Origin of the sequence: Faecalibacterium sp. IP-1-18, assembly GCF_023347355.1 — a bacterium.
Taxonomy (GTDB): domain Bacteria; phylum Bacillota; class Clostridia; order Oscillospirales; family Ruminococcaceae; genus Faecalibacterium; species Faecalibacterium prausnitzii.
The window spans coordinates 2,886,914-2,906,500 of record NZ_CP094472.1 but is presented as its reverse complement, the minus strand read 5'-3'; the positions used below and the strand labels follow the sequence as shown (position 1 = coordinate 2,906,500).

12 protein-coding genes are annotated in these 19,587 nt (G+C 52.7%); 7 read left to right on the top strand and 5 right to left on the bottom strand.

Features of this window, described 5'->3' with window-relative positions; genetic code table 11:
- Position 1 precedes the first annotated feature (1 nt).
- The 4 genes from MTP43_RS13765 to MTP43_RS13750 are packed head-to-tail and all read left to right on the top strand — an operon-like array spanning position 2 to position 7,132.
- Entirely contained in the window at positions 2-1,150 is a 1,149-nt protein-coding gene (locus tag MTP43_RS13765; protein ID WP_113993275.1) for a ThiF family adenylyltransferase, read from the top strand.
- A gap of 26 nt (positions 1,151-1,176) precedes the next feature.
- Positions 1,177-5,805, top strand: coding sequence for an FtsK/SpoIIIE domain-containing protein (locus MTP43_RS13760; protein WP_249234907.1), 4,629 nt, complete (start codon positions 1,177-1,179; stop codon positions 5,803-5,805).
- 13 nt (positions 5,806-5,818) lie between these two features.
- Positions 5,819-6,856, top strand: a complete 1,038-nt coding sequence (locus tag MTP43_RS13755) for a hypothetical protein (protein WP_154265869.1) — start codon at positions 5,819-5,821, stop codon at positions 6,854-6,856.
- A 27-nt stretch (positions 6,857-6,883) separates the two neighbouring features.
- Positions 6,884-7,132, top strand: a complete 249-nt coding sequence (locus MTP43_RS13750) for a hypothetical protein (protein WP_242983527.1) — start codon at positions 6,884-6,886, stop codon at positions 7,130-7,132.
- 645 nt (positions 7,133-7,777) lie between these two features.
- Here the strand turns inward: MTP43_RS13750 and MTP43_RS13745 are convergent.
- A complete protein-coding gene (locus tag MTP43_RS13745; protein WP_113620654.1) occupies positions 7,778-8,953 on the bottom strand; it encodes an IS110 family transposase in 1,176 nt (391 codons plus the stop codon).
- 255 nt (positions 8,954-9,208) lie between these two features.
- On the opposite strand from MTP43_RS13745, the gene MTP43_RS13740 reads away from it, so the two are divergent.
- Positions 9,209-10,819: a recombinase family protein gene (locus MTP43_RS13740; protein ID WP_249234906.1), complete on the top strand. Its 1,611-nt coding sequence runs from the start codon at positions 9,209-9,211 to the stop codon at positions 10,817-10,819.
- 12 nt (positions 10,820-10,831) lie between these two features.
- Here MTP43_RS13740 and MTP43_RS13735 read toward each other — a convergent pair whose 3' ends face one another.
- From MTP43_RS13735 to MTP43_RS13720, 4 genes are all read right to left on the bottom strand, one after another.
- Positions 10,832-12,229 carry a site-specific integrase gene (locus MTP43_RS13735; protein ID WP_097785695.1) on the bottom strand — a complete coding sequence of 466 codons (1,398 nt, stop codon included), beginning with the start codon at positions 12,227-12,229 and terminating at the stop codon, positions 10,832-10,834.
- Positions 12,230-12,241: 12 nt separating this feature from the next.
- Positions 12,242-12,556, bottom strand: coding sequence for a helix-turn-helix domain-containing protein (locus tag MTP43_RS13730; protein WP_097785696.1), 315 nt, complete (start codon positions 12,554-12,556; stop codon positions 12,242-12,244).
- A gap of 78 nt (positions 12,557-12,634) precedes the next feature.
- A complete protein-coding gene (locus MTP43_RS13725) occupies positions 12,635-13,975 on the bottom strand; it encodes a hypothetical protein (RefSeq protein ID WP_080545298.1) in 1,341 nt (446 codons plus the stop codon).
- A gap of 1,048 nt (positions 13,976-15,023) precedes the next feature.
- Positions 15,024-16,841 (bottom strand): sigma-54-dependent transcriptional regulator, encoded by a 1,818-nt coding sequence (locus MTP43_RS13720; protein ID WP_005922643.1) that lies wholly within the window; start codon positions 16,839-16,841, stop codon positions 15,024-15,026.
- A gap of 217 nt (positions 16,842-17,058) precedes the next feature.
- On the opposite strand from MTP43_RS13720, the gene MTP43_RS13715 reads away from it, so the two are divergent.
- Both MTP43_RS13715 and MTP43_RS13710 read left to right on the top strand, forming a co-directional pair.
- Positions 17,059-18,300, top strand: a complete 1,242-nt coding sequence (locus tag MTP43_RS13715) for a four-carbon acid sugar kinase family protein (RefSeq protein WP_117527711.1) — start codon at positions 17,059-17,061, stop codon at positions 18,298-18,300.
- A gap of 64 nt (positions 18,301-18,364) precedes the next feature.
- Positions 18,365-19,525, top strand: a complete 1,161-nt coding sequence (locus MTP43_RS13710; protein WP_097783270.1) for a sialidase family protein — start codon at positions 18,365-18,367, stop codon at positions 19,523-19,525.
- Positions 19,526-19,587: the final 62 nt, after the last annotated feature.

Below are 19,587 nucleotides of genomic sequence, written 5' to 3'. Positions count from 1 at the left end.
TATGCTGGAAAATTTTTTTGGGGAAGAAATAGAAAAGACGGTATTCCTTTCGGCGGCGCAGATGAGGGAAGCACACCCGGGGCCAGTGAGAGGAAAATATTTCAAGGACACTGCTATCTTCAATATTTTTCCGCCGGAGCTCTCAGAGCGTGGGGAGTTTTTGGGGCAGATCCTTCCGGAAGGCTTTGAGCCGAACGCCAAAGGTTTTTGCGGGGTCGCAAGACAGGAAAAAATTCAGTTCTATTTTGACGGAAAACCAATCAATGCGGAACCCTATGAATTGCACCAAAATATATTTTCCCGCAACAAAGGTATTTTAGAAACGGATAAAATGGATCACAAACGGGCAGTGATTCTGGGGTGTGGATCAGTTGGAAGCCTCGTAGCAATGGAACTTGCCCGGTCCGGTGTGGGCCATTTTCTGCTTGCTGACCCGGATGTAATGGAATACCACAATATCTGTCGGCACCAGTGTGGTATTGAGGATGTCGGAGACCTTAAGATAAATGCACTGAAGCGTAAGTTGCTGAATATCAATCCTCAAATTGATGTGCAGATATTTGAGGGAATCGTTCAGAACATTCCAAAGGCCGTGCTGGATGATTTTTGTGTAAAAGGGGAAACCGTTTTTGTGGGCTGTGCAGATAACCGTGGAGCAGATGTCTACGCAAACCGCATAAGCATTTATTACGGAGCGGCATTTCTCTCGGTCGGATTCTGGGAGCGTGCCTATGCCGGAGAAATTTTCTATCATATCCCGGACAGGGGAATGCCCTGCTACGCATGTGCTTTGGGCGAGGGCACGGAACTTTCGGCACGGGTGCAGGCAAACCATCATGTTTATTCCAATCAGGAGAATATTGAGGGAGTCCGCTTTGAGCCGGGCATCTCAGTGGATATCAATTTTATCACCTGCATCGGAGTGAAATTGTGCCTTGATATCCTGAACATGACGGAGCCGGGCTACCGGCCTCGTTTGCTGAACGATCTGAAGCAGTACACACTGGTGTGCAACACGAGCGACCCGGAGATCGGCGGGGAAATGGTAGAGATATTCAGCTATCCTTTGCAGGTCACCACCTCGCTCAAGGTGGGTTTCCATTCGGAAAAGTGCCCAGGACAGTGTCGGTATGAAATCGAAGATCATTAAGATGTCTTGAGAGAGAGGAGAACACGATGGATGCTTTGACGCAGGCAGAAGTATTTGCTCTGATCGGGGAACTGAATGGTTTCATTGAAAAATGGGACCCCCGGCTCGTCACGCAGGAAAGAGAATATCAGGCAAAAAGAACGAGAATCATCGCAGAAAACAATGCGGAAAAGACGCGCCGGGAAAAGGCTTACAAACAGGAATGTGAGACACTGTCACGTCAGTCGGCCAAAATGATTGAGGATGCCCAGAAGATCCTTGAAGATGTGGATCAGATGGATCAACAGCTGATGAGTTCTGACAAGTACTACAGCAAGACCAAAACACGTAAGGAAGCCGAACTGGCGGGTGTGGAAAGCCAGGCATACAGAAACTATACTGCATTGATGGAAGGCATCGAGGCAATCCGCAGAGACTATGGCCAGATTTCAAAAAAATATCGTGAGTCCATGCTTCCTTTTCTGATCAACGATCTGCACTTTTTGTTTTCGGCACAACGCAAGAAAGACTACGAAAGCCTTATTGTGCTGAGAAATACGGTGCATAAATTTGTGAATGAGGTCAGTGAACTGCTGCCGGAAATTACGCAGGATGAGCTGACAATGAAAAAGGAAGCGTTCGAGCAGGACCAAAAGACTCTGGCGCTCAATTTCCTGTCTACGATTCAGGAGTTTGATAATCAGGAGAGCATCAAGAACAAGAGCGATGAAAAACAGCTGCAGAGAGAGCTGGATGAACTGTTCCCGCAGGAATTTGTTGATTTTCTGGCGCAGACGGGAATGGATTATGAATCGCGCAGAGTGAAAGTGAACAGCGGGAAAAACTTTGCAGATGGAATCCTCTGGATGAGCTTTACGGATTATCCTCTTTTGCTTCTGGTCGAGAATAAAAAGCTTTTGTCCCTTCTGAAAAAGCGCTGTGCCCATATGATGGTTAACGATGTGATCCGCTTTCCGCTTCCGATGGCATGTAAAGGAGCTGAACCACTCCTTGTGATGTCGGACGCTCGTTTCCCGGAAAAGGCAAAGCAACTGTCGCATGCATGGATGTTTGGTGTTCTGGCTAGCAGCCCTGTGGCAAAGTTGGAAATCACGGTGATCGATCCTGAAAACCGTGGAACCAGTGTCGGACCTTTCTTTGATGCTCGCAAGCGTCTGCCAGAACTGTTCGGTGAAAAGATCTGCTTTACGGCAGAGGATATCGCTACACAACTGGCGCTGTTGAACGAAGAAATCGAGACGACCCTGATGGACAAACTCGGAACAGAGTACGACAGTATTTTTGACTATTCAAGGGAACACCCGGAAGAGACCCTGCGAGTCCGCTGCCTCGTGATGTATGATTTCCCTCGCAATATCAGCGATTCGATTCTTACGGATGTGCGCAATATTCTGCGTAATGGCAGCCGGTGCGGCATTTATACAATGATCATTTGCCCGCCGCCGCAGCCAGGCACACGTCAGGAAAGCTACCGGCAGATGCTGCAGACGATACAGCCTCTAACAGCGGTCATCAAGCAGGATCAGCAGAGCTTTTCGGAGCGCGGCTTGCCGTTGCTTTATCATCCGATGCCGGATAAAGCCGGTTTCGACCGCTTCTTCAGTAAGTATATGCTTATCTTTGAGGGAATGCAGAACCGGGGCATTGCGTTCTCGCCGTTTATCCGCAAGCTGGTCGAAGCGAAAGATGATGCAGAGCTGGATGTTTCCATTCAGAACCTTACTGAATGGAAACAGATATCTCAGGAGCCATTTGATCAACAGTCGGCAAGTACAACTTTCCCGGAGTTGTTCTGCATGGGCCAGATCGCTTATCCGGCCGAAATCTTTGATGAAAGCATCGGCTATAAAAAAATCGTGCGTGCTTTCCGCGCGGAAACACCGGGTCACTCTATTGATATGAGCCGTGTGGAATTGCCGATGATGTTTAATCTCCATCATCCACTCAATCTGGAGGTAATCGGAGCTGAGGCGCAGCACGATAATATGCAGAGTGCAGCATATCGCGTAATCTGGGGCTTCCTTCGGAAGTGCCCGGCATCCAAAGTGCGCTTCTGTATCTTTGATCCGAAAGAGGGCGGCGGAAGTGTCCGTATGTTGTCCAACTTCGTCAATAAAATGCCGGATTCCTACAAAAGGGCTGTCACGCAGATGTCCCGGACAGAAGAATTGCTGAGCTGTCTGAAAGAGCTGGAAGGACAGACGCTTGATTTTATCCGTGACCGCCCTGATTATGATGATTTGCTGGATTATAATGCGCACAATCCAAGACGTACAGAAGCGATTACATTGCTCATGCTGTATGATTTCCCGTTGAATGCGGACGCTCGCTGTCTGGAACTGCTGTCCTCTGTTATGCAGAAAGGAAACAGGTGCGGCATCTATGTCGTTCTGTGTCGGAATACTGCGGTCGAGGTGGCAAGCAGCTATGACCACATAGACGAAAAACTGGCCGAACTGGAAAAGAATTGTGTCCAGATCGAATGTAAAGAAAACGGCTTTGCTCTGCTGCCGTATCATCTCTCGGTCCGTTTGATCGAAAAACCCGATGCCGGACAGTTGGAAAAATTTGCGGTAGAATATCACAAGGCAGTCGAAAAACTGAGCGTTCAGAGCATCCATTTTGAAGAAATCCTCCCGCCGGAACCGTTCCAGGGCAGCACAGCCAAGGTACTGAAGCTGCCGATGGGCATCGGCGATGGCGATTCGGTCGTGAGCATGGTGTTTGGCGAGGGCACTTCGCATCATGGCCTGATCGGCGGTGGTACGGGTGGCGGCAAATCGACCCTGCTGCATACGCTGATTATGAGCAGTATGATGAACTATTCGCCGGAACAGCTCAATTTGTATCTGATGGATTTCAAGGGCGGTACCGAGTTCAAAATCTATGAATCGGAGCGGTTGCCGCACATCAAGCTGCTGGCGCTGGATGCACTGCAGGAGTTCGGCGAGAGCATCTTGGAAAATCTGGTCCAGGAGATGGCGAATCGCTCGGATATATTCAAGAGATCCGGTGGATATACAAAGCTGGAAGACTATGTTACCAATACCGGAAATAGCATGCCCCGTATCCTTGTCATCATGGATGAGTTCCAGATTTTGTTTGACAGCGGAACAAACCGCAAGGTGGCAGAGCGGTGCGCAAATCTGGCGAAGAAGATCGTTACGGAAGGACGTTCCTACGGCGTGCATCTTCTGATGGCGACTCAATCCACCAAAATCATTTCGACCCTGACGCTGGATCGTGGTACGATCGAGCAGATGCGTATCCGTGTCGGCCTTAAATGTGGCGAAGATGATACTCGTTATCTGTTTGGTGATACCCATTGCTCGGATGCAATGAAAAAAATGGAAGGACCCCGCGGAACCGCTGTGCTGAACGAAGACTACACAGAGAACAATCCGAACGTTGGCCTGCGGGTCGCTTTCTGCAATGATGAAACCAAAAAGTATTACCTGAAACAGATCAGTGAGAAGTTTGCGGATTCTCCCTGCACGATGCAGGTGTTCGAGGGCTCCCGCACTGTGCCGATGCTGGACTATCTTGCTGCACGGTCGATCGGTATTGCCGATACCAGCACGGTCACTGTGCATATGGGCGAAAAAATTAAGGTGGATGACCCGTTTGAACTGACGTTTGACCGCAAGAAACAGCATAATGTCCTGATCTGTGGTTCCAATGATGAACTGATGGATCGGACGGTCAATCTGTTCCTGCTCTCGGCTGCGCTGAACCGCAGGGCGTGTGTGTACTGTGTGGATGGCGACAGCATCGTGGGAGATGACCGCTGCGGAAGTTTTTATCAAAGCCTCGAGCATGGTGTAGCAGAACTGCACACTGCACATACCCGTTCAGATATCGTACAGTTTGTCCATGACCTTTACGAAAAGTATCAGCAGCGCAAAAAGAAAACAGGTGGAGATACGGTGCTGTTTGTCATCAAAAATCTGCAGTTCCTGGATCTGATGCAGACGATGCTGCTGGGTGACCGGGTCGATGAGGCGGAGTATATAGAGTTTCCAGCAGAACCCAAAGCAGTGGATGTCCCGCCGACTGTGGTGGAAGATCCGACGCTTGATCTTCTGGCTGGATTCTCTGCAGAACCGACGGATTCCCCTGTCGAGCCGACGGGATTCTCCACGAAGCCTGCGGATGACGATCCCTTTGCCGCACTGCTGGCTCAAGTGCCGTCTCTTACTGCGGATGTGGCTCCGGCAGAATCGCAAAATGTAGAGGAAAGAGATCCGTTTGCGGATCTGATGGCATCGTTCTCCAGCATTGGCGCAGACTCTTCCTATACTTCTGCTCAGCCTGCCTCTGGGGTGCTGGGAAATGCTAGCGAAAAATTGCAGAAACTGATTGCAGACGGTGCAGCCTATGGCATCCACTTTATCATCTGCTCCAGCGATTATCAGACGGTAAAGGAATCTATGCACTTTGGCATGAACATTTTGAACAAGTTCAGGGAGAGAATCGTGTTTGCGTTGAGTGATTCGGATGCATTCAATCTGATCGATAACGTGAATGTTTCCACGCTGCATGACAATACGGTTTACTATACAAATGGTACTACTGATACATTCCAGTTCAAACCGTATGTCAGCCCTGCACCAGAGCAGGTCGAAACTTTCTGCAGCGAGTTGTTGCCAATGTAAAGGGTGATTCGTGATGACAAACGTAAACTCATCTGCGGTTCGTCATGCATTGAACCAGACAACTGCTGCGCGGGAAGCAATCGGGTATTTTATTCAAAGAATCCTGCAGCAGTTTAATAAAGTCAATCATAGCTGGAATGACCAGCAGTCCAGAAGACTTTATGCAATCGTACTCGACAGCGTCACAAGTCTCCGAGCCAGCTATGGGGAGCTGCGTTCACTGGAAGAATCCCTCAAGAAAACACTTGACACAGTCGAGAAGTATGAGCAAATCGGACGTGCTACACGAACAACGGCAGCAGCGGCTGCTTCAGTAGCATCTGCAGGAACAAAAACAGCTGCCAGCATACGACCGAGCATCAAACAGGACAAGCCTTTCTCCTCCCCCAAATACAATGCGATCCTTGATCAGCGCTATGGGAATGCTGTTCCGGCTGCAAGGAAGGTCTTTGATTTGTTTGCAGAAAAGCTATGTATCCTCAACGGCGATTATAGCGGACCGGAGCCAAGCCATTACTCGCCTGCCGAGCACGGCGTTTATTACAATGCAGCAGAGGATGAGAAGAACGTGCGAGGGGCGGGTGCTACATACTACCACGAACTGGGGCACATGATTGATCATGTATGCATGAGATATCAAAATTTGATGTCGGAAAATGCTGCGTTTCACCATGCGTTGGTCAGTGATGGACAAAGGTTAATTCAATGCTATAATAATTCTACCCCGGAACAGAGGAAAAGAGCTGTGCGCAATCTTTGCGAGGGAGCGTGGCACAGCTGTTCGGATCTCGCAAATTTTGCTACCAATGGCCATGTTCGTGGTGGATGGGGTCATAGCGAAGAATACTGCGCAAGAGCATGGGCCATGGAGCATGAGGCGTTTGCACACTTTTTTGAAGCGAGTATGGGCGATAGCATCAAGCTGCAACGGCTGACCAAACTTTTCCCCAATTCGGTAAGAGTATTTAACCAGATGCTCGACGCGATCATTAAGAATGCAGAACCCTATGACCGTGAGCAGCGTGAACGTGCCATCTGGGAAGAACGTTGACAAAAGGCAGAAAGGAGGCCGGACAGAGTGACTGTTGAAACTTTAGATGATCTTTTTTCGGACGATTCTATGCCCCAAACTGCTGTGGATGAGGAATTGTTTGAACTGTGTACCAAATTTGAAAATGCATTTCATCAATGCATCCCACGTGAAATGATGCCTTTGTGGGTAACGGATGAGAAACTGAAGGAGGCCATCAGGAACTGTTTGCAGCAGAAAAACGCAGACATCCTCGGAGTACTTGGAATTGAAATTTCAGAAGACAGCATCTATTAACAGAATCAATTCTCTGCTCCGAAAAGCAGCCGTTGTTTTTGGTTAGCTTGAGCGATTTAAACAGGGCTGTTGCAAAACAGCCAAAACAAAAAAATGAGATGGACTTCCCCGAAAAAGGTTGCCTGTCTCATTTTTTTGTTGTACTCCGAAACTGCAATTAACCAGATACAACAAGGACGGGATGTCCATTACTGCGCCATCAGTGATTATAGACCAAGAAGAACAGATGCTCACCAGCTTATGGCGAAAACCATAGGTCGGTGGGTATCTTATTACAAAAAGAAGTAAATGCTGTTCGTTGATTTCATTATTCTATTGCACTTCATTGCAAAATGTGGTATATAAATTATACGAAACATTGCTTTGGAAGAACATTCCACCGTTCAATGATGTATAAATAGGAGACTAACTATTAAAAGTCAAGCCCCAAAATGAAAAAATCCCCTAAAATCCGTCAACCATTCGCTGCCCATGACAAACAGCATTCAAATGCTGGTCTTGGGACAGCGAGGGCGACGGAGAGAATAGCAAAGCAAGCCCAGCTAACCCTCGCAAAAACAGGATAGCATTTGAATGCTTCGGTTTGTCAAGGGTTCGCTGCGCCAGCTAAGTTGTTCTTGGATTTCGCTCAGGCTCTGGAGAAAATCAAGCAGCCGTAAGATACGCTTTTCCAGACTTTTGCAAGGCATAGATCAGCCGCACGAGTTTCTTCATGGCATGGGACAGGGCAACATTGTAGTGTTTTCCTTCAGAACGTTTCTTGGCAAGGTATTCAGCAAAGACGGGATTCCAGTGGCAGACGTACTTGGTTGCGTTGTAGAGAGCGTATCGCAGATAGCGAGAACCGCGTTTTTCCATGTGAGCATAGCAGTTTGTGAGTTTGCCTGACTGGTATGTAGACGGAGAGCAGCCAGCGTAAGCAAGGACTTTGTCAGGAGAATCAAAGTTGGAGAAATCGCCGATTTCAGCAAGAATCATGGCAGCGGAATGAACACCCATTCCGGGAATAGAAAGAATCGGTGGATGCAATTCATCCATGATTTGCTGAATCGAATCTTCAATTTCATCAATCTCGGAGGTGAGTTCCTTAATGAGTTTAATGGTGTGCTTCAATTCTAGAGATTTGGCAGACATGACAGAACCAATGGAAGTTCTGGCGGCCTCTCGAATCTGGATGGCCTTTTCTTTTTCGTAGCGTCCCTTGGACGCTGTTGCAAGAAGATTTGTCAGCTTGGTGAGATGAATTTCTGAAATCTGTTTTGCACCGGGATATTCACTGAGGAGCGCATAAACCGAAGCAATATGGAGAGAGGTAACGAGCTTCTCCAGTTCTGGAAACAGAATCGTGACCAGTCTGGACACTGACTGCTTCAGCTTGGCTCTTTCACGAACCTTATCGAATCGGTATCTTGTTAGTGACTTTAACTCTTCGTTGTGGTATGCTGTATCCGTGTAGGACTTGAGGTCTACATCGGACAATAGCATAGTTGCAATCGTTCTTGCATCCACACGATCGGTTTTAGTTTTGCGAAGGCTGAGACTTTTTCGGTACAGGTTGGTGTGCAAAGGATTCATGACATAGACGGCCAGGTCCTTGTCAAGAAGAAATCCAAGAATGTTGTAGCTGTAATGTCCGGTAGCCTCAAGTCCTACTTTTATTTTGTCTGACTTTTGGGTACAGTTTCGAATCGTTTGAAGCAGTTGCTTAAATCCATCCATGTTGTTGGGGATGGTAAAGCAGTCAGCACGAACCATTCCGTCTGAATCAAGAATACAGCAGTCATGCTTATCCTTGGCAACATCAATTCCAACACAAACCATTTTGATACCTCCGGCATATTTATTTCGATGCTGTTCAGGACCACAGACTTCTTTGCTCTTGTAACCTCGTTCTAAATAAACCGTCTGGCGGTATCTAACTGATTAACATTTCAACAAAGAGGCTGTGGTTGGAGCCTCCAATAAACCGTCTTTACGGTAGGTGAAAATTACCAATCCACAGCATCCTAAACATTGTAGCATACCGCTGGAGAGCGGTCTATAAATACTACTCTTTTATAATACGAGGTGCTTGCCATGACTGCCGTGATCTATGCCCGCTATTCCAGCGACAACCAACGCGAAGAATCCATTGAAGGTCAGATCCGGGAATGCACCGCCTATGCGGAAAAGAACGGCTTCACGGTGGTGAAGCATTACATTGACCGTGCCATCTCCGCCAAGACCGATAACCGCCCGCAGTTCCAGCAGATGATCAAGGACAGTGAGCGTGGCATCTTTGACATCATCATTGTCTGGAAGCTCGACCGCTTTGCCCGAAACCGCTACGACAGTGCCCGGTACAAGACTCAGCTGAAGCGAAACGGCGTGAAACTGGTATCGGCAACGGAAGTCATTTCGGCTGGCCCGGAGGGTATTATTCTGGAATCGGTGCTGGAAGGCTACGCCGAATACTACTCGGCTGACCTGTCTGAAAAGGTCGTGCGCGGCATGACCGAGAACGCTCTCAAGGGCATTTATAATGGTGGCACGATTCCGTTCGGCTACATGATCGATGAGACCCGGCATTACCAGCCCGACCCGCTGCTGGCTCCGTATGTAGAGCAGACGTTCCAGAAGTATGCAGACGGTGCGACCATGACGGACCTGCGGGATTGGTTAAAGGCACACAACATCAAAAATTCGATGGGCGGGGAGATGTCCTATAACACCATTCAGCGGATGCTGAGTAATCGACGGTACATCGGCGAATTGCGTTTGCGGGATGTGGTACAGCCCAATGCGATCCCGGCTCTCGTGTCAGAGGACTTGTTCAACAAGGTGCAGGAAAAGCTGGCGAAAAATAAAAAGGCCCCTGCCCGTCATAAGGCAGAGGAAAGCTATCTGCTCACCACCAAGCTGTACTGCGGCAAGTGCGGTGCACTGATGTTCGGAGAAAGCGGTGTCAGCCACACCGGGAAAATGTATACCTATTACAAGTGTGCCGCCGCCAAGAAGAAAAAGACCTGTGATAAAAAGGCCGTGCGGAAACAGTGGCTGGAAGATCTGGTGGTCAACGAAACCATGAAGCTGGTGGAAGATGACGCTTCCATGAATGCCATCATTGCCAAAGTCATGGAATTGCAAAATCAGGAAAGCACAGACCTGCCCATCTACGAAAAGCAGTTGAAGGAAACGGAAGTCGGCATCACCAATATGCTGAATGCCATCCAGATGGGCATTCTGACCAGCTCTACCAAGGAACGGCTGGAAGCTCTGGAAGATCAGCGAAAAGAACTGCAAGCCCGCATTGCAGAGGAACGGCTGGCTAAGCCAAAGATGAAAGAGGAGTTCGTCCGCTTTTGGCTGCTTCGCTTCCGCAAGCTGGATATGACCCAGCCGGAGCAGCGGCAGGCACTGGTGGATACCTTCATCAATGCCATCTATCTCTATGATGATAAGGTGCTTATTACCTTTAACTATAAGGAAGGTACAGAAACGGTCGCTTTCGGGGAAGCCGTGAAAGCGGAGAAAAGTTCGGATATGAGTGCGCGAGGTGCACCAGATATTGAACGTCAAATCGAAAGATTTGGCGTTCTTTCTTTATGTAGGAAAGCGGCTGCACACTTTCTGCACACCGTTTGCACATTTGCCCGAATCGGGGGCTTTTCTGCGCAAGGTTTGCACAGCCTGCTTTCCTTTGCATAAAAAGAAGAGAAGTTAGGCGAACAAGGCTCTCGTCAATTCTCTGCGTTCGTCTGCGTCCATCAGCCGGATGGCTTCAAGGATCTCCTTACCGGAGATTTTTGTTGCCGCCGGCTTTTCGTTTTGCCGGGGCTGAGGTGCTGCCGGGGTCAGGTCTTGGGAATAGAAGTTCGCTTCGATCTTCTCGGTCAGCTCCAACCGGGGCTTGTCCTGCGTGTGGGCGTAGGTGTCCATCAGGACAGATGCCGTTGCATGACCTGTGTTGCCCTGCACCGACTTGAAGTCACCGTCAGACTGCAAAAGCTGGTAGGTGGCACTGAAGTGCCGCAGACCGTGGAACACGATCTGTTCAAACTCTGGATGCTCGGCTCTCCACAGGCGGTACCATTTTGTCAGCAACTCCGGCGCGATGGGCAGGCCGTCCGGGAGACGAAACAGCTGACCGCAGTTGCTGTACTTCTCCGGAGCGTTCTGCTCGTCCTGTTTGAGCTTTTCAAGCCATGCTTGAAGTTCCTCTTTCAGAGGTTTGGTCATATACAGGATGCGGTTGGACTTTTTGGTCTTGGGCTTTTTCAGGATAAGAGAGGACTTGCTGCCCTCACGCCTGTCCGGGAAGGTGTAGTAGACCTGCTTGGGGTCGAGCTTTTCCAGAGCGTCCTTGTTGGCTCGCTGCATGGTCTTGCTGACCGAGATGGTGCCACGCCCATCGGTGGCATCAAAGTCCAGATCACTCGGCTGCAAGCCGAGAATTTCGCCCTCACGGAGCGAAAGGATCATGCTCATGTGCACCGCCAGATGCAGGGCAGGGTTCTCGATGGTTTGCAATGCTGCCAGCATGGTTTTCTCGTCCCAGATGGTGCGTTCCTCGATGTTGACCTTGGGTGCATCACGGGGCAGGGGAATCTTGTGGATCAAGTCCCATTCCACCGCATAGGAGAACGCCGTTTTCAGCAGCGTGTGGACTTCGTGGATAGAGGTGCTGGACAGCAGCCGCTTCTTCTGCTTCTTGGTCAGATCCTGCTTGATACCCTTCACATACTGCCCGCAGGGGGTCTTGGCAAGGGTGGCGTAGAACTTCTCGATGTCGTAGGTGCGCAGCTCCTGCACCTTCCGTTTACCGATATATGGCACGATCAGGTTCTGCACCATCGCTACGGACTGGGTGTAGGTCTTGGGGGACCATTTGTGCTTGGTAGACTGGATCGGAATCCATTTGTACAACATCTCCTCCACCGTCATGGTGTCGGGGACAAGGAATGTGCCGTCCAGCAGTTCTTTCTCGACCGTGATCTTTCGCTCCTGCGCCTCCTTTTTGGTCTTGAAACTCTCCCATCCCTCGCAGGGCTTGCCGGAATGGTCTTTGTACTTGTAACGGACGGAGTAGGAATCTCCGCGCTTCATGATAGATGCCATAGATTACCTCCTTTAGACCGCTGCAAACCAGCTGTCGAAGCTTTGCTTGTTCACCCGGATGCTGGTGCCGATGTGCAATACCCGGAAATCCTTCGTGGTGTTGCACAGGTTGTACGCAGCGCGGGGAGAAATCGCCAAAAGTTGGGCAATCTCCTCCACCCGGTAAACAAGCGGTTCGTGCTTGGCTGCTTTGGTCTGGTCAGAAGATTCAATGGCAGGGGTTTTGGACGCTTTCATTGTAACCGGGTTCGAGTCCATTTGCAAGGATTCATTCGTATAATCTTTATATTTCACATTTTCGGTCATGTCAGGCCGATTCATATTCATAGGCAGACCTCCGTTTCCTTGTAACCGGGTGCCGGGGCAGAAAGTGCCAGCTTTCTGCCCCAAACGTTCCCGATGAGTTCAGATTTCCGAGTGCCCCTCCTGTGTGCGGGGTTGTGCCGCTGGTTTGTTTTGTGCCTGTTCTGCCTGCAAACGGCTCAGCAGTTGCAGAACGGAATCCCGCGCTTTCTCCCTGACCTGCTCCTTGCCTTTCTGCCGGATTTCCGGTCTCAGGAGTTTTTCCTGCAAGTGAGTGGCAGTGGTCTGCATGGTCTTGAGAAACTTGTCCAACACGGTGTCCAACCGATGGGCGGCGTATTCTCTCGTGGTCTGCGGAGCCTTACGTTCCGGGGACAGCACCCACTTCTTCGTGTCCTCGATCATCCGCATATCTTCTTTCCGGGTCTCGGTGCGCACCACATCGGTCACGACCTCCACCGCCTTGTCATAGGCCGCAGCCGAAACATCTTCCAGCAGGGTCTCCATATCCGAAACTTTCAGGGTCAGCTCATCCAGCTTGCTCTGCTGGGCGGCAAGCTGCTCCTTCTGCTTGGTAAGGATGAAGTCCTGCTTTTCCAGATACTTGCGGCTGCCGTATTCCGCTTCTTCCTCCAATTCCAGCCCGTGCCGCTTGGCAATCTCGAACAGCATCTTTCGACAGGCGGCATCAAAGGTGATTTTGCGGTTGTTCCGGCGGCTGAGGGGCTTTTCCGGGTCGGGCAAGTCGAAGCCCAGCGCTTCCAGTGCCTTTTCCTGCTGGGGTGCCACCTCGCCGTACTTGTTCTCGCAATCGAACACATGACGCTCGTGGATGTGAGGAGTGCTTTCGTCCAGATGCAGTGCCCAGTCCAGCACATGAACGTGGTCGCCATACTTGGCCTTGAACTCCTCGATGAACTCTGTGACGACGCTCAGCAAGTCCTCTGCCGAAGCGTGTTCATCCAGCGTTCCAAGTTGATAGATGGTCTCTTCCGGGCAGGTCTTGCGGCTGGACAGCAGGTCGGGAATGGAGCGGTTGCGCTCTGTGTGCCGGATCTTGGCGTTACGCTCGTTCTGGCTTTCCACAAAAGCCGTGTAGTGGGTTTCGTAGAACTGCCGTTCTACGTCCGAGAAGGTTGCCGCCAGATCGTCCGGGTCTTGTGGGTCAAGAGCCGAGCGGAAACCGTGAAAGCAGTCCCAGTAGATGTTGCCCTTGGCTCGTTCCGGGTCGATGTGCTCACTGTTGGCAAGGTTGAAACTGCGGTCATTGTGCTTGGGGTTGTAAGTGCCGTGTGCTCCGGCTCGTCCGTTGTGTCGTGTTAATTTCAGATAGGCATTCCTCCGTTTCAACATCTTGGCAGGGAGAACGCAGCAGCGAAGTTGCTGAATCTGCCGCCGTTTTGCGCCAGATAATACCCAGTAGGATATGACGCACAGCATCAAATCACTGGGCAAGGCGTTCCCCCTTGACTCCCTTCAAAGGGCTGCGGTCTCGCCTGTCGGCTCGGTCGGTGCTTCAAAATGCCTGCGGCCTTTTGAGGTCGCCACTGGCGACCCGCACCTCTGCACTCTTGCTCCGGGCAAGCTGTCCAGCAGAACAGCTCATCCGGCTTTTTCAGTGGGCCACTTTGACCCACTGATTTCGTTACGGTCAGAATCAGGTTGTCATCTTGGCAACCTGATTTTCAACGACATTGAGGCGTTACGGAAAAACAATGTGGTCAATTTGACCACATTGTTTTCTGGTAACTGGGGAATCAACGTTTAGCCGTTCTCCCTGCATGGACTTCCTGCCCCCTTCCGGCAGCGTTTTCCGGATCTCCTTCTCAGGGTCATCGCCGTGTATCCCATGCAGACGGTCATGCGGTTGTCAAGGTGCGGTGCTGGATTTGGCAATAAAAAATCGCCACACAACAACCTGAACCTGACCATCCCTTCTGGGATGGCCTTGGTTCGGGTTTGCTATGTAGCGATAAGAAAGTTAAAAACTTGCTCCGGCTCCTTCGGGAGCCGAGCTGGAACTCTAAGTAAATATGTTATATTAAATTGTTGGAGTAGGTTACCACAAAAATCGAGCCGTGTCAACAAAAAGTTTTGAAAACACACTACTTTCGGCAGATTGCGAGAAAAAATGATGGAAACCTTGGTAAAAAGAGAGGGCTGGATAGCTCGTTCTGTTTGCAACGGAATGCAAACTCGGAACTTTTCCGAGCAGAAAAACAACCGTCTGCTTCAAGTTGAGCTTGAAAACGGACGATCATTCTTGCAAAATGATTGTCAAATTTGGGAGGCGTTTTGAGCAGCCTCATAGTGCTAACAAGAGGTGTCTTCACACGTATATATATACCATTTTTGCGTTGCAAAATACTTGTTGGGGAACACCCAAGCCCTTGAACTGCATCCGATGGATGCAGGCTGCACGTTTTTGAAAAACGCTCTTTCGGTGCTCCGTATGAAGCACCGAAAACGAACCCGTTGAGGGTCAAAAGCATCAGGTGGGGTCGGTAGGCTCCCCGGCTTCAATTTTACCCAGATACCGCCACAGGGTCGTGCGGCTGATGCCCAGCTGCCGGGCGGCGGCGGCGCGGTTGCCGCCGTGGGCGGCTACCGTCTGCTGCACCACCTCGCCGATGATGCTTTCCAGCGTGCGGGAGGTGTCGGTGCTGACCACCGCCGCCGGGTGCGCTGCCGGGGCGCTGCGCAGACTGCGCTCCTTGGAGAGCAGGTCTGCCACGCTGCTGCTGCGGATGTAGGGGCCGTTCGTCAGGGTGGCAAGGGAGCGCAGAAGGTTTTTGAACTGGGTGTAGTTGTTCGGCCACGGGTACTGCCGCAGCATCTCGATGGCGCGGGGCTCAAAGCCGGAGATCTGCTTGCCCAGCTCCAGATTCAGGCTGTTCAGGTACAAACTGGAAAGGGACGGGATCTCATCCGACCGGCTGCGCAGCGGGGGCAGTTCCAGCGTCAGCGCGCCCAACCGCTCGATAAAGCGGCGGGTGACCGGCGAGACCGGCTCTTCCGGGCGCACCGAGCGGGAGAACAGCAGCCGCACCCGGCGGGCAAGACCGGTCTCCTCGATGGCAGCCAGCAGTTCGGCGCTCCACTGTTCCGGGATAGCCTCAAAGTTCTGGAAGTAGACCGTGTTGCCGTTGGCGTTCAGGGGCGAGTTATAGTGGTTGAGCAGAAAATCCCATGATTTATCGTTCATCAAGGCGCAGTTCGCCACCACGAGGGGGCGGTTTACCAGTGCGCTGTGCAGGTAGAGGTAGCGGGCAATCTGCTCTTTGCCGGTGCCCGGCTCGCCGCAGATGAACAGAGGCTGGCGCACGGCAGCAAGGGCGTTGATCTCGGCGTCCTGCGTGCCCATGGCACCGCTCAGGCTGTAAAAGCTGTTAGAGAAAAGATATTCGCACTCGCCTTTGTTCAGCGACCGCAGCCCCGGGCGGTTGGAATGCAGCGGGATGCGGGAGGGCACGCAGTAGAACAGATACCGCTGCACATTGTTCATCAGCAGCACCTGTGCTGTGATGCTGTACAGCTGGCTACGCTCGGTGTAATAGAACTTTAAGCTGCCCGTGGCGGGGATCTCCCGCAGATGGGTCTGCAAACAGCGGTGCAGCTCCGGGGAGATGTCCTTCATATTATTATAGTACAGGCTGCCGTCCGGCTCCATCACCACCACCCGGCCGCCCTGCTCCTGCGTGATGCTGCGTAGAAACAGGTTCTCCTGCCGCAGCTGGCCGAACCATGTGCTGATGTTCACCGCCTGATCGATGGCGCTGTGCAGGCTCTCGATGCCGGAGGTGATCAGGAAGGCGTCAAAGCCCATCTCCCGGGCAATGGTGTGGGTGACCATATCACAGACCACCATCCGGTAGCCGCCCTGCTTGAGCCGCTCCAAGGTATGGCGCACCTCCTCGGCACTGCGGACGGTAAGGATGTCCAGATCAAAGTTCAGCAGGCTGCAAAGGGTGTGGGCGGGTTCGGTGATGCTGGGAAAGCCCACGATGGCGTACAGGCTGGTGTAGTTCTCTGCCAGTTTCATGGTGCGCAGCACATCATACACCGAGATATGGATATCCACCACCGGCAGGTCGGTCACCTGCCGGATCAGGGTGGCGGTGCCGCCGCGGGAGATAATGCAGTCGTAGCTGTTGGGGGCCATGCGCTGCACGATGGCCTGTCCCTCTTCCAGATCGCCGGTGTACACCTCCAGCTCAACGTTGGGGTAGGCCTGCGCCGCCTGCTCCATGGCGGTGCGCATTCCGTCGTAGGGGGCAATGCCCAGAATGCGGGTGTGAGTCTCGACCATAAAACGTCCCTCCGTGTTTCTCTTTGAAACTATTATAAACGGTCTGGTTCAAAAAGAAAACAGAATATGGTTTCAAAATAGAACGTTTTTGCCAACAAAACAAAAAGAGAATTGAAAACGTGCTAAAATGAAACGCTTTTCCCGCTTGCGCCGGGTGCATTCCCGCGGTGGATACGGCATAATGAAAGCACAAAAACAAGTGAGGAGGCACGAACGAATGCTTCGCCTGCTGATGATTGCAGATGATTTTACGGGTGCGCTGGATACCGGCGTACAGCTTGCGGCACACGGCATCCCCACGCAGGTCGTGGTGGGGCAGGCAGACCTTTCCGCGTGCAGCAGCACCGTGCTGGTGGTGGATACCGAAACGCGGCATCTGTCCGCCGCAAAGGCTGCCGAGGCAGTTGCAAGGCTGACCCGCAGCGCGGTGGAAAACGGCGTGGGCTGCATCTATAAAAAGACGGATTCCGCCCTGCGCGGCAACATCGGCGCAGAGCTTGCCGCCCTGCTCAAAGCAAGCGGCGCACGCAATTTGCCCTTTCTGCCGGCCTTCCCGCAGATCGGACGCACCACAAAAAAGGGCGTCCATTACATCGACGGTGTGCCGGTGAACGAAAGCCCCTTCGGCATCGACCCCTTCGAACCGGTGCGCTGCGCTGAGGTGACAAAGCTGATCCATTTGCAGACCGACATGCCCGCACAGAACCTGCGCCCGGGTGAGACGGCATCGGACAAGACCGGCATTCTGGTGTATGACGCTGCCACCGCCGCAGACCTTGAAGCAGCCGGGCGACAGCTGTTCCAGAATGGAACGCCCCCGGTGCTGGCAGGCTGCGCAGGCTTTGCTGCCTTTCTGCCGGAGCTGCTGGGGCTTTCGGACGGCAGCGTGGTGGAAGTCCCGCAGCTGGACCCCCGGCTGCTGGTGCTCTGCGGCAGCGTGAACCCCATCACCCTGCGGCAGATGGACACCGCCGAAAAGGCAGGCTTTACCCGCCTGCGGCTGACCCCCCGGCAGAAGCTGGAACCCGGCTACTGGGCAAGCGCCGACGGCAAGGCTGCGCTGGCTGAAATTGAAGCCATGCTGGCAGCAAACCCCCGCTGCATTATTGAAACCAATGACGCCGGGGGCAACCAGCTTACCGCCGATTACGCCGCCGCCCGGGGCATTGACTTGGACGGCCTGCGGGTGGGCATTTCCGGCAGCGTCGGGCAGATGTTCGGGGCGCTGTTCGGCAGCGAACATCTGGGTACGCTGCTGCTCACCGGCGGCGACACCCTGCTGCAGTGCATGAACAGCGTGGGCGCACGGGAGCTGGAACCGGTGTGCGAACTGGAAAGCGGCATCGTGCTGGCGCGGTTCGCCTATCAGGGGCGCACCCGCTACGTTATTACCAAGTCCGGCGGCTTTGGGCAGGAGGATCTGCTGGTGGAGCTGGCAGACCGCATTGCAAAGCATTGAAAATGGAAGCAGACAGCCCTTTGCGGCTGGAACAGAAGATAAATGTAACAGAAGGAGAACGACCATGACCTATGCAAAACTGCCCGGCCTGACTTGGGACGGCACCGTGTACGAGAACGAGGAGATGGGCACGCTGGAGGCCCTGCTGCCCACCGGCGGCTGGCCCACCGCCCACGCACCTGCCATGGTGGAGCTGCCCAACGGTGATCTGCTCTGCTGCTGGTTCGCCGGTACTTATGAGGGCAGCGCAGACGTGCACATCATCTGCTCGGTGCTGCCGCATGACGGCACCAAGTGGCTGGAGCCGGTGGATATCTCCGGCGACCCCACCCGCAGCGAGCAGAACCCCTCGCTGTTCTACGGCCCGGACAACGCCGTGTGGGCGATGTACACCGCCCAGCTGGACCGCGTAGAGGGCAAGGACAATATGCAGTTCACCGCCGTGGTGCGCTGCCAGAAGAGCACCGACGGCGGCAGAACATGGGGCGACTACACTACCGTGTTCCCGGAGGAGGGCACCTTCTGCCGCCAGCCCATTCAGGTGCTGTCCAATGGCCGCTGGATCTTTGCCAACTGGCTGTGCACCGACTCTGCCGAGGGTCTGTCCGGCGACCCCACCGCCTTCCGCATCTCGGACGACGAGGGTAAAACTTGGCGCATGGTCATGATGCCCGGCAGCAACGGCCACGTCCACGCCAATGTCATCGAGCTGGAGCCGGGGCATCTGGTGGCGTTCATGCGCAACCGCGAAGCCTACCGCATCCACCGCAGCGAGTCCTTTGACTGGGGCGAAACTTGGACGGTGCCCGCACCCACCCCGCTGCCCAACAACAACTCCAGCATCAGTGCGGTCAAGCTGCAGAGCGGCCGCATCGCCATTGCCTACAACCCCACCTGCACCCCCAACCCCGTGCCCGGCAAGGCTGCATGGCCCGGCCTGCGCTGCCCGGTGGCGGTGGCGCTCTCGGAGGACGGCGGCCTGACCTTCCCCATCATCCGCTGGATGGAGCGCGGCGAGGGCTACATGGGCGATGAGAACAAGACCAACAACAAGCAGTACGAGTACCCCTACCTGATGCAGGGACGGGACGGCATGCTGCATCTGGCCTACGCCGCCCGCACCCGGCAGGGCATCAAGTATGTCCGCTTCTCGGAGCAGGACGTTCTGGGCACAAAGCGGGAGACCGTGGGTCTGTATAACCCCACCGCAGCCCAGAGCCGCTGAAAAAGCTTTTCGGAATTTTCATCCTTTTTATAGATCAGAACATCATTCAGGAGGTTGATCAG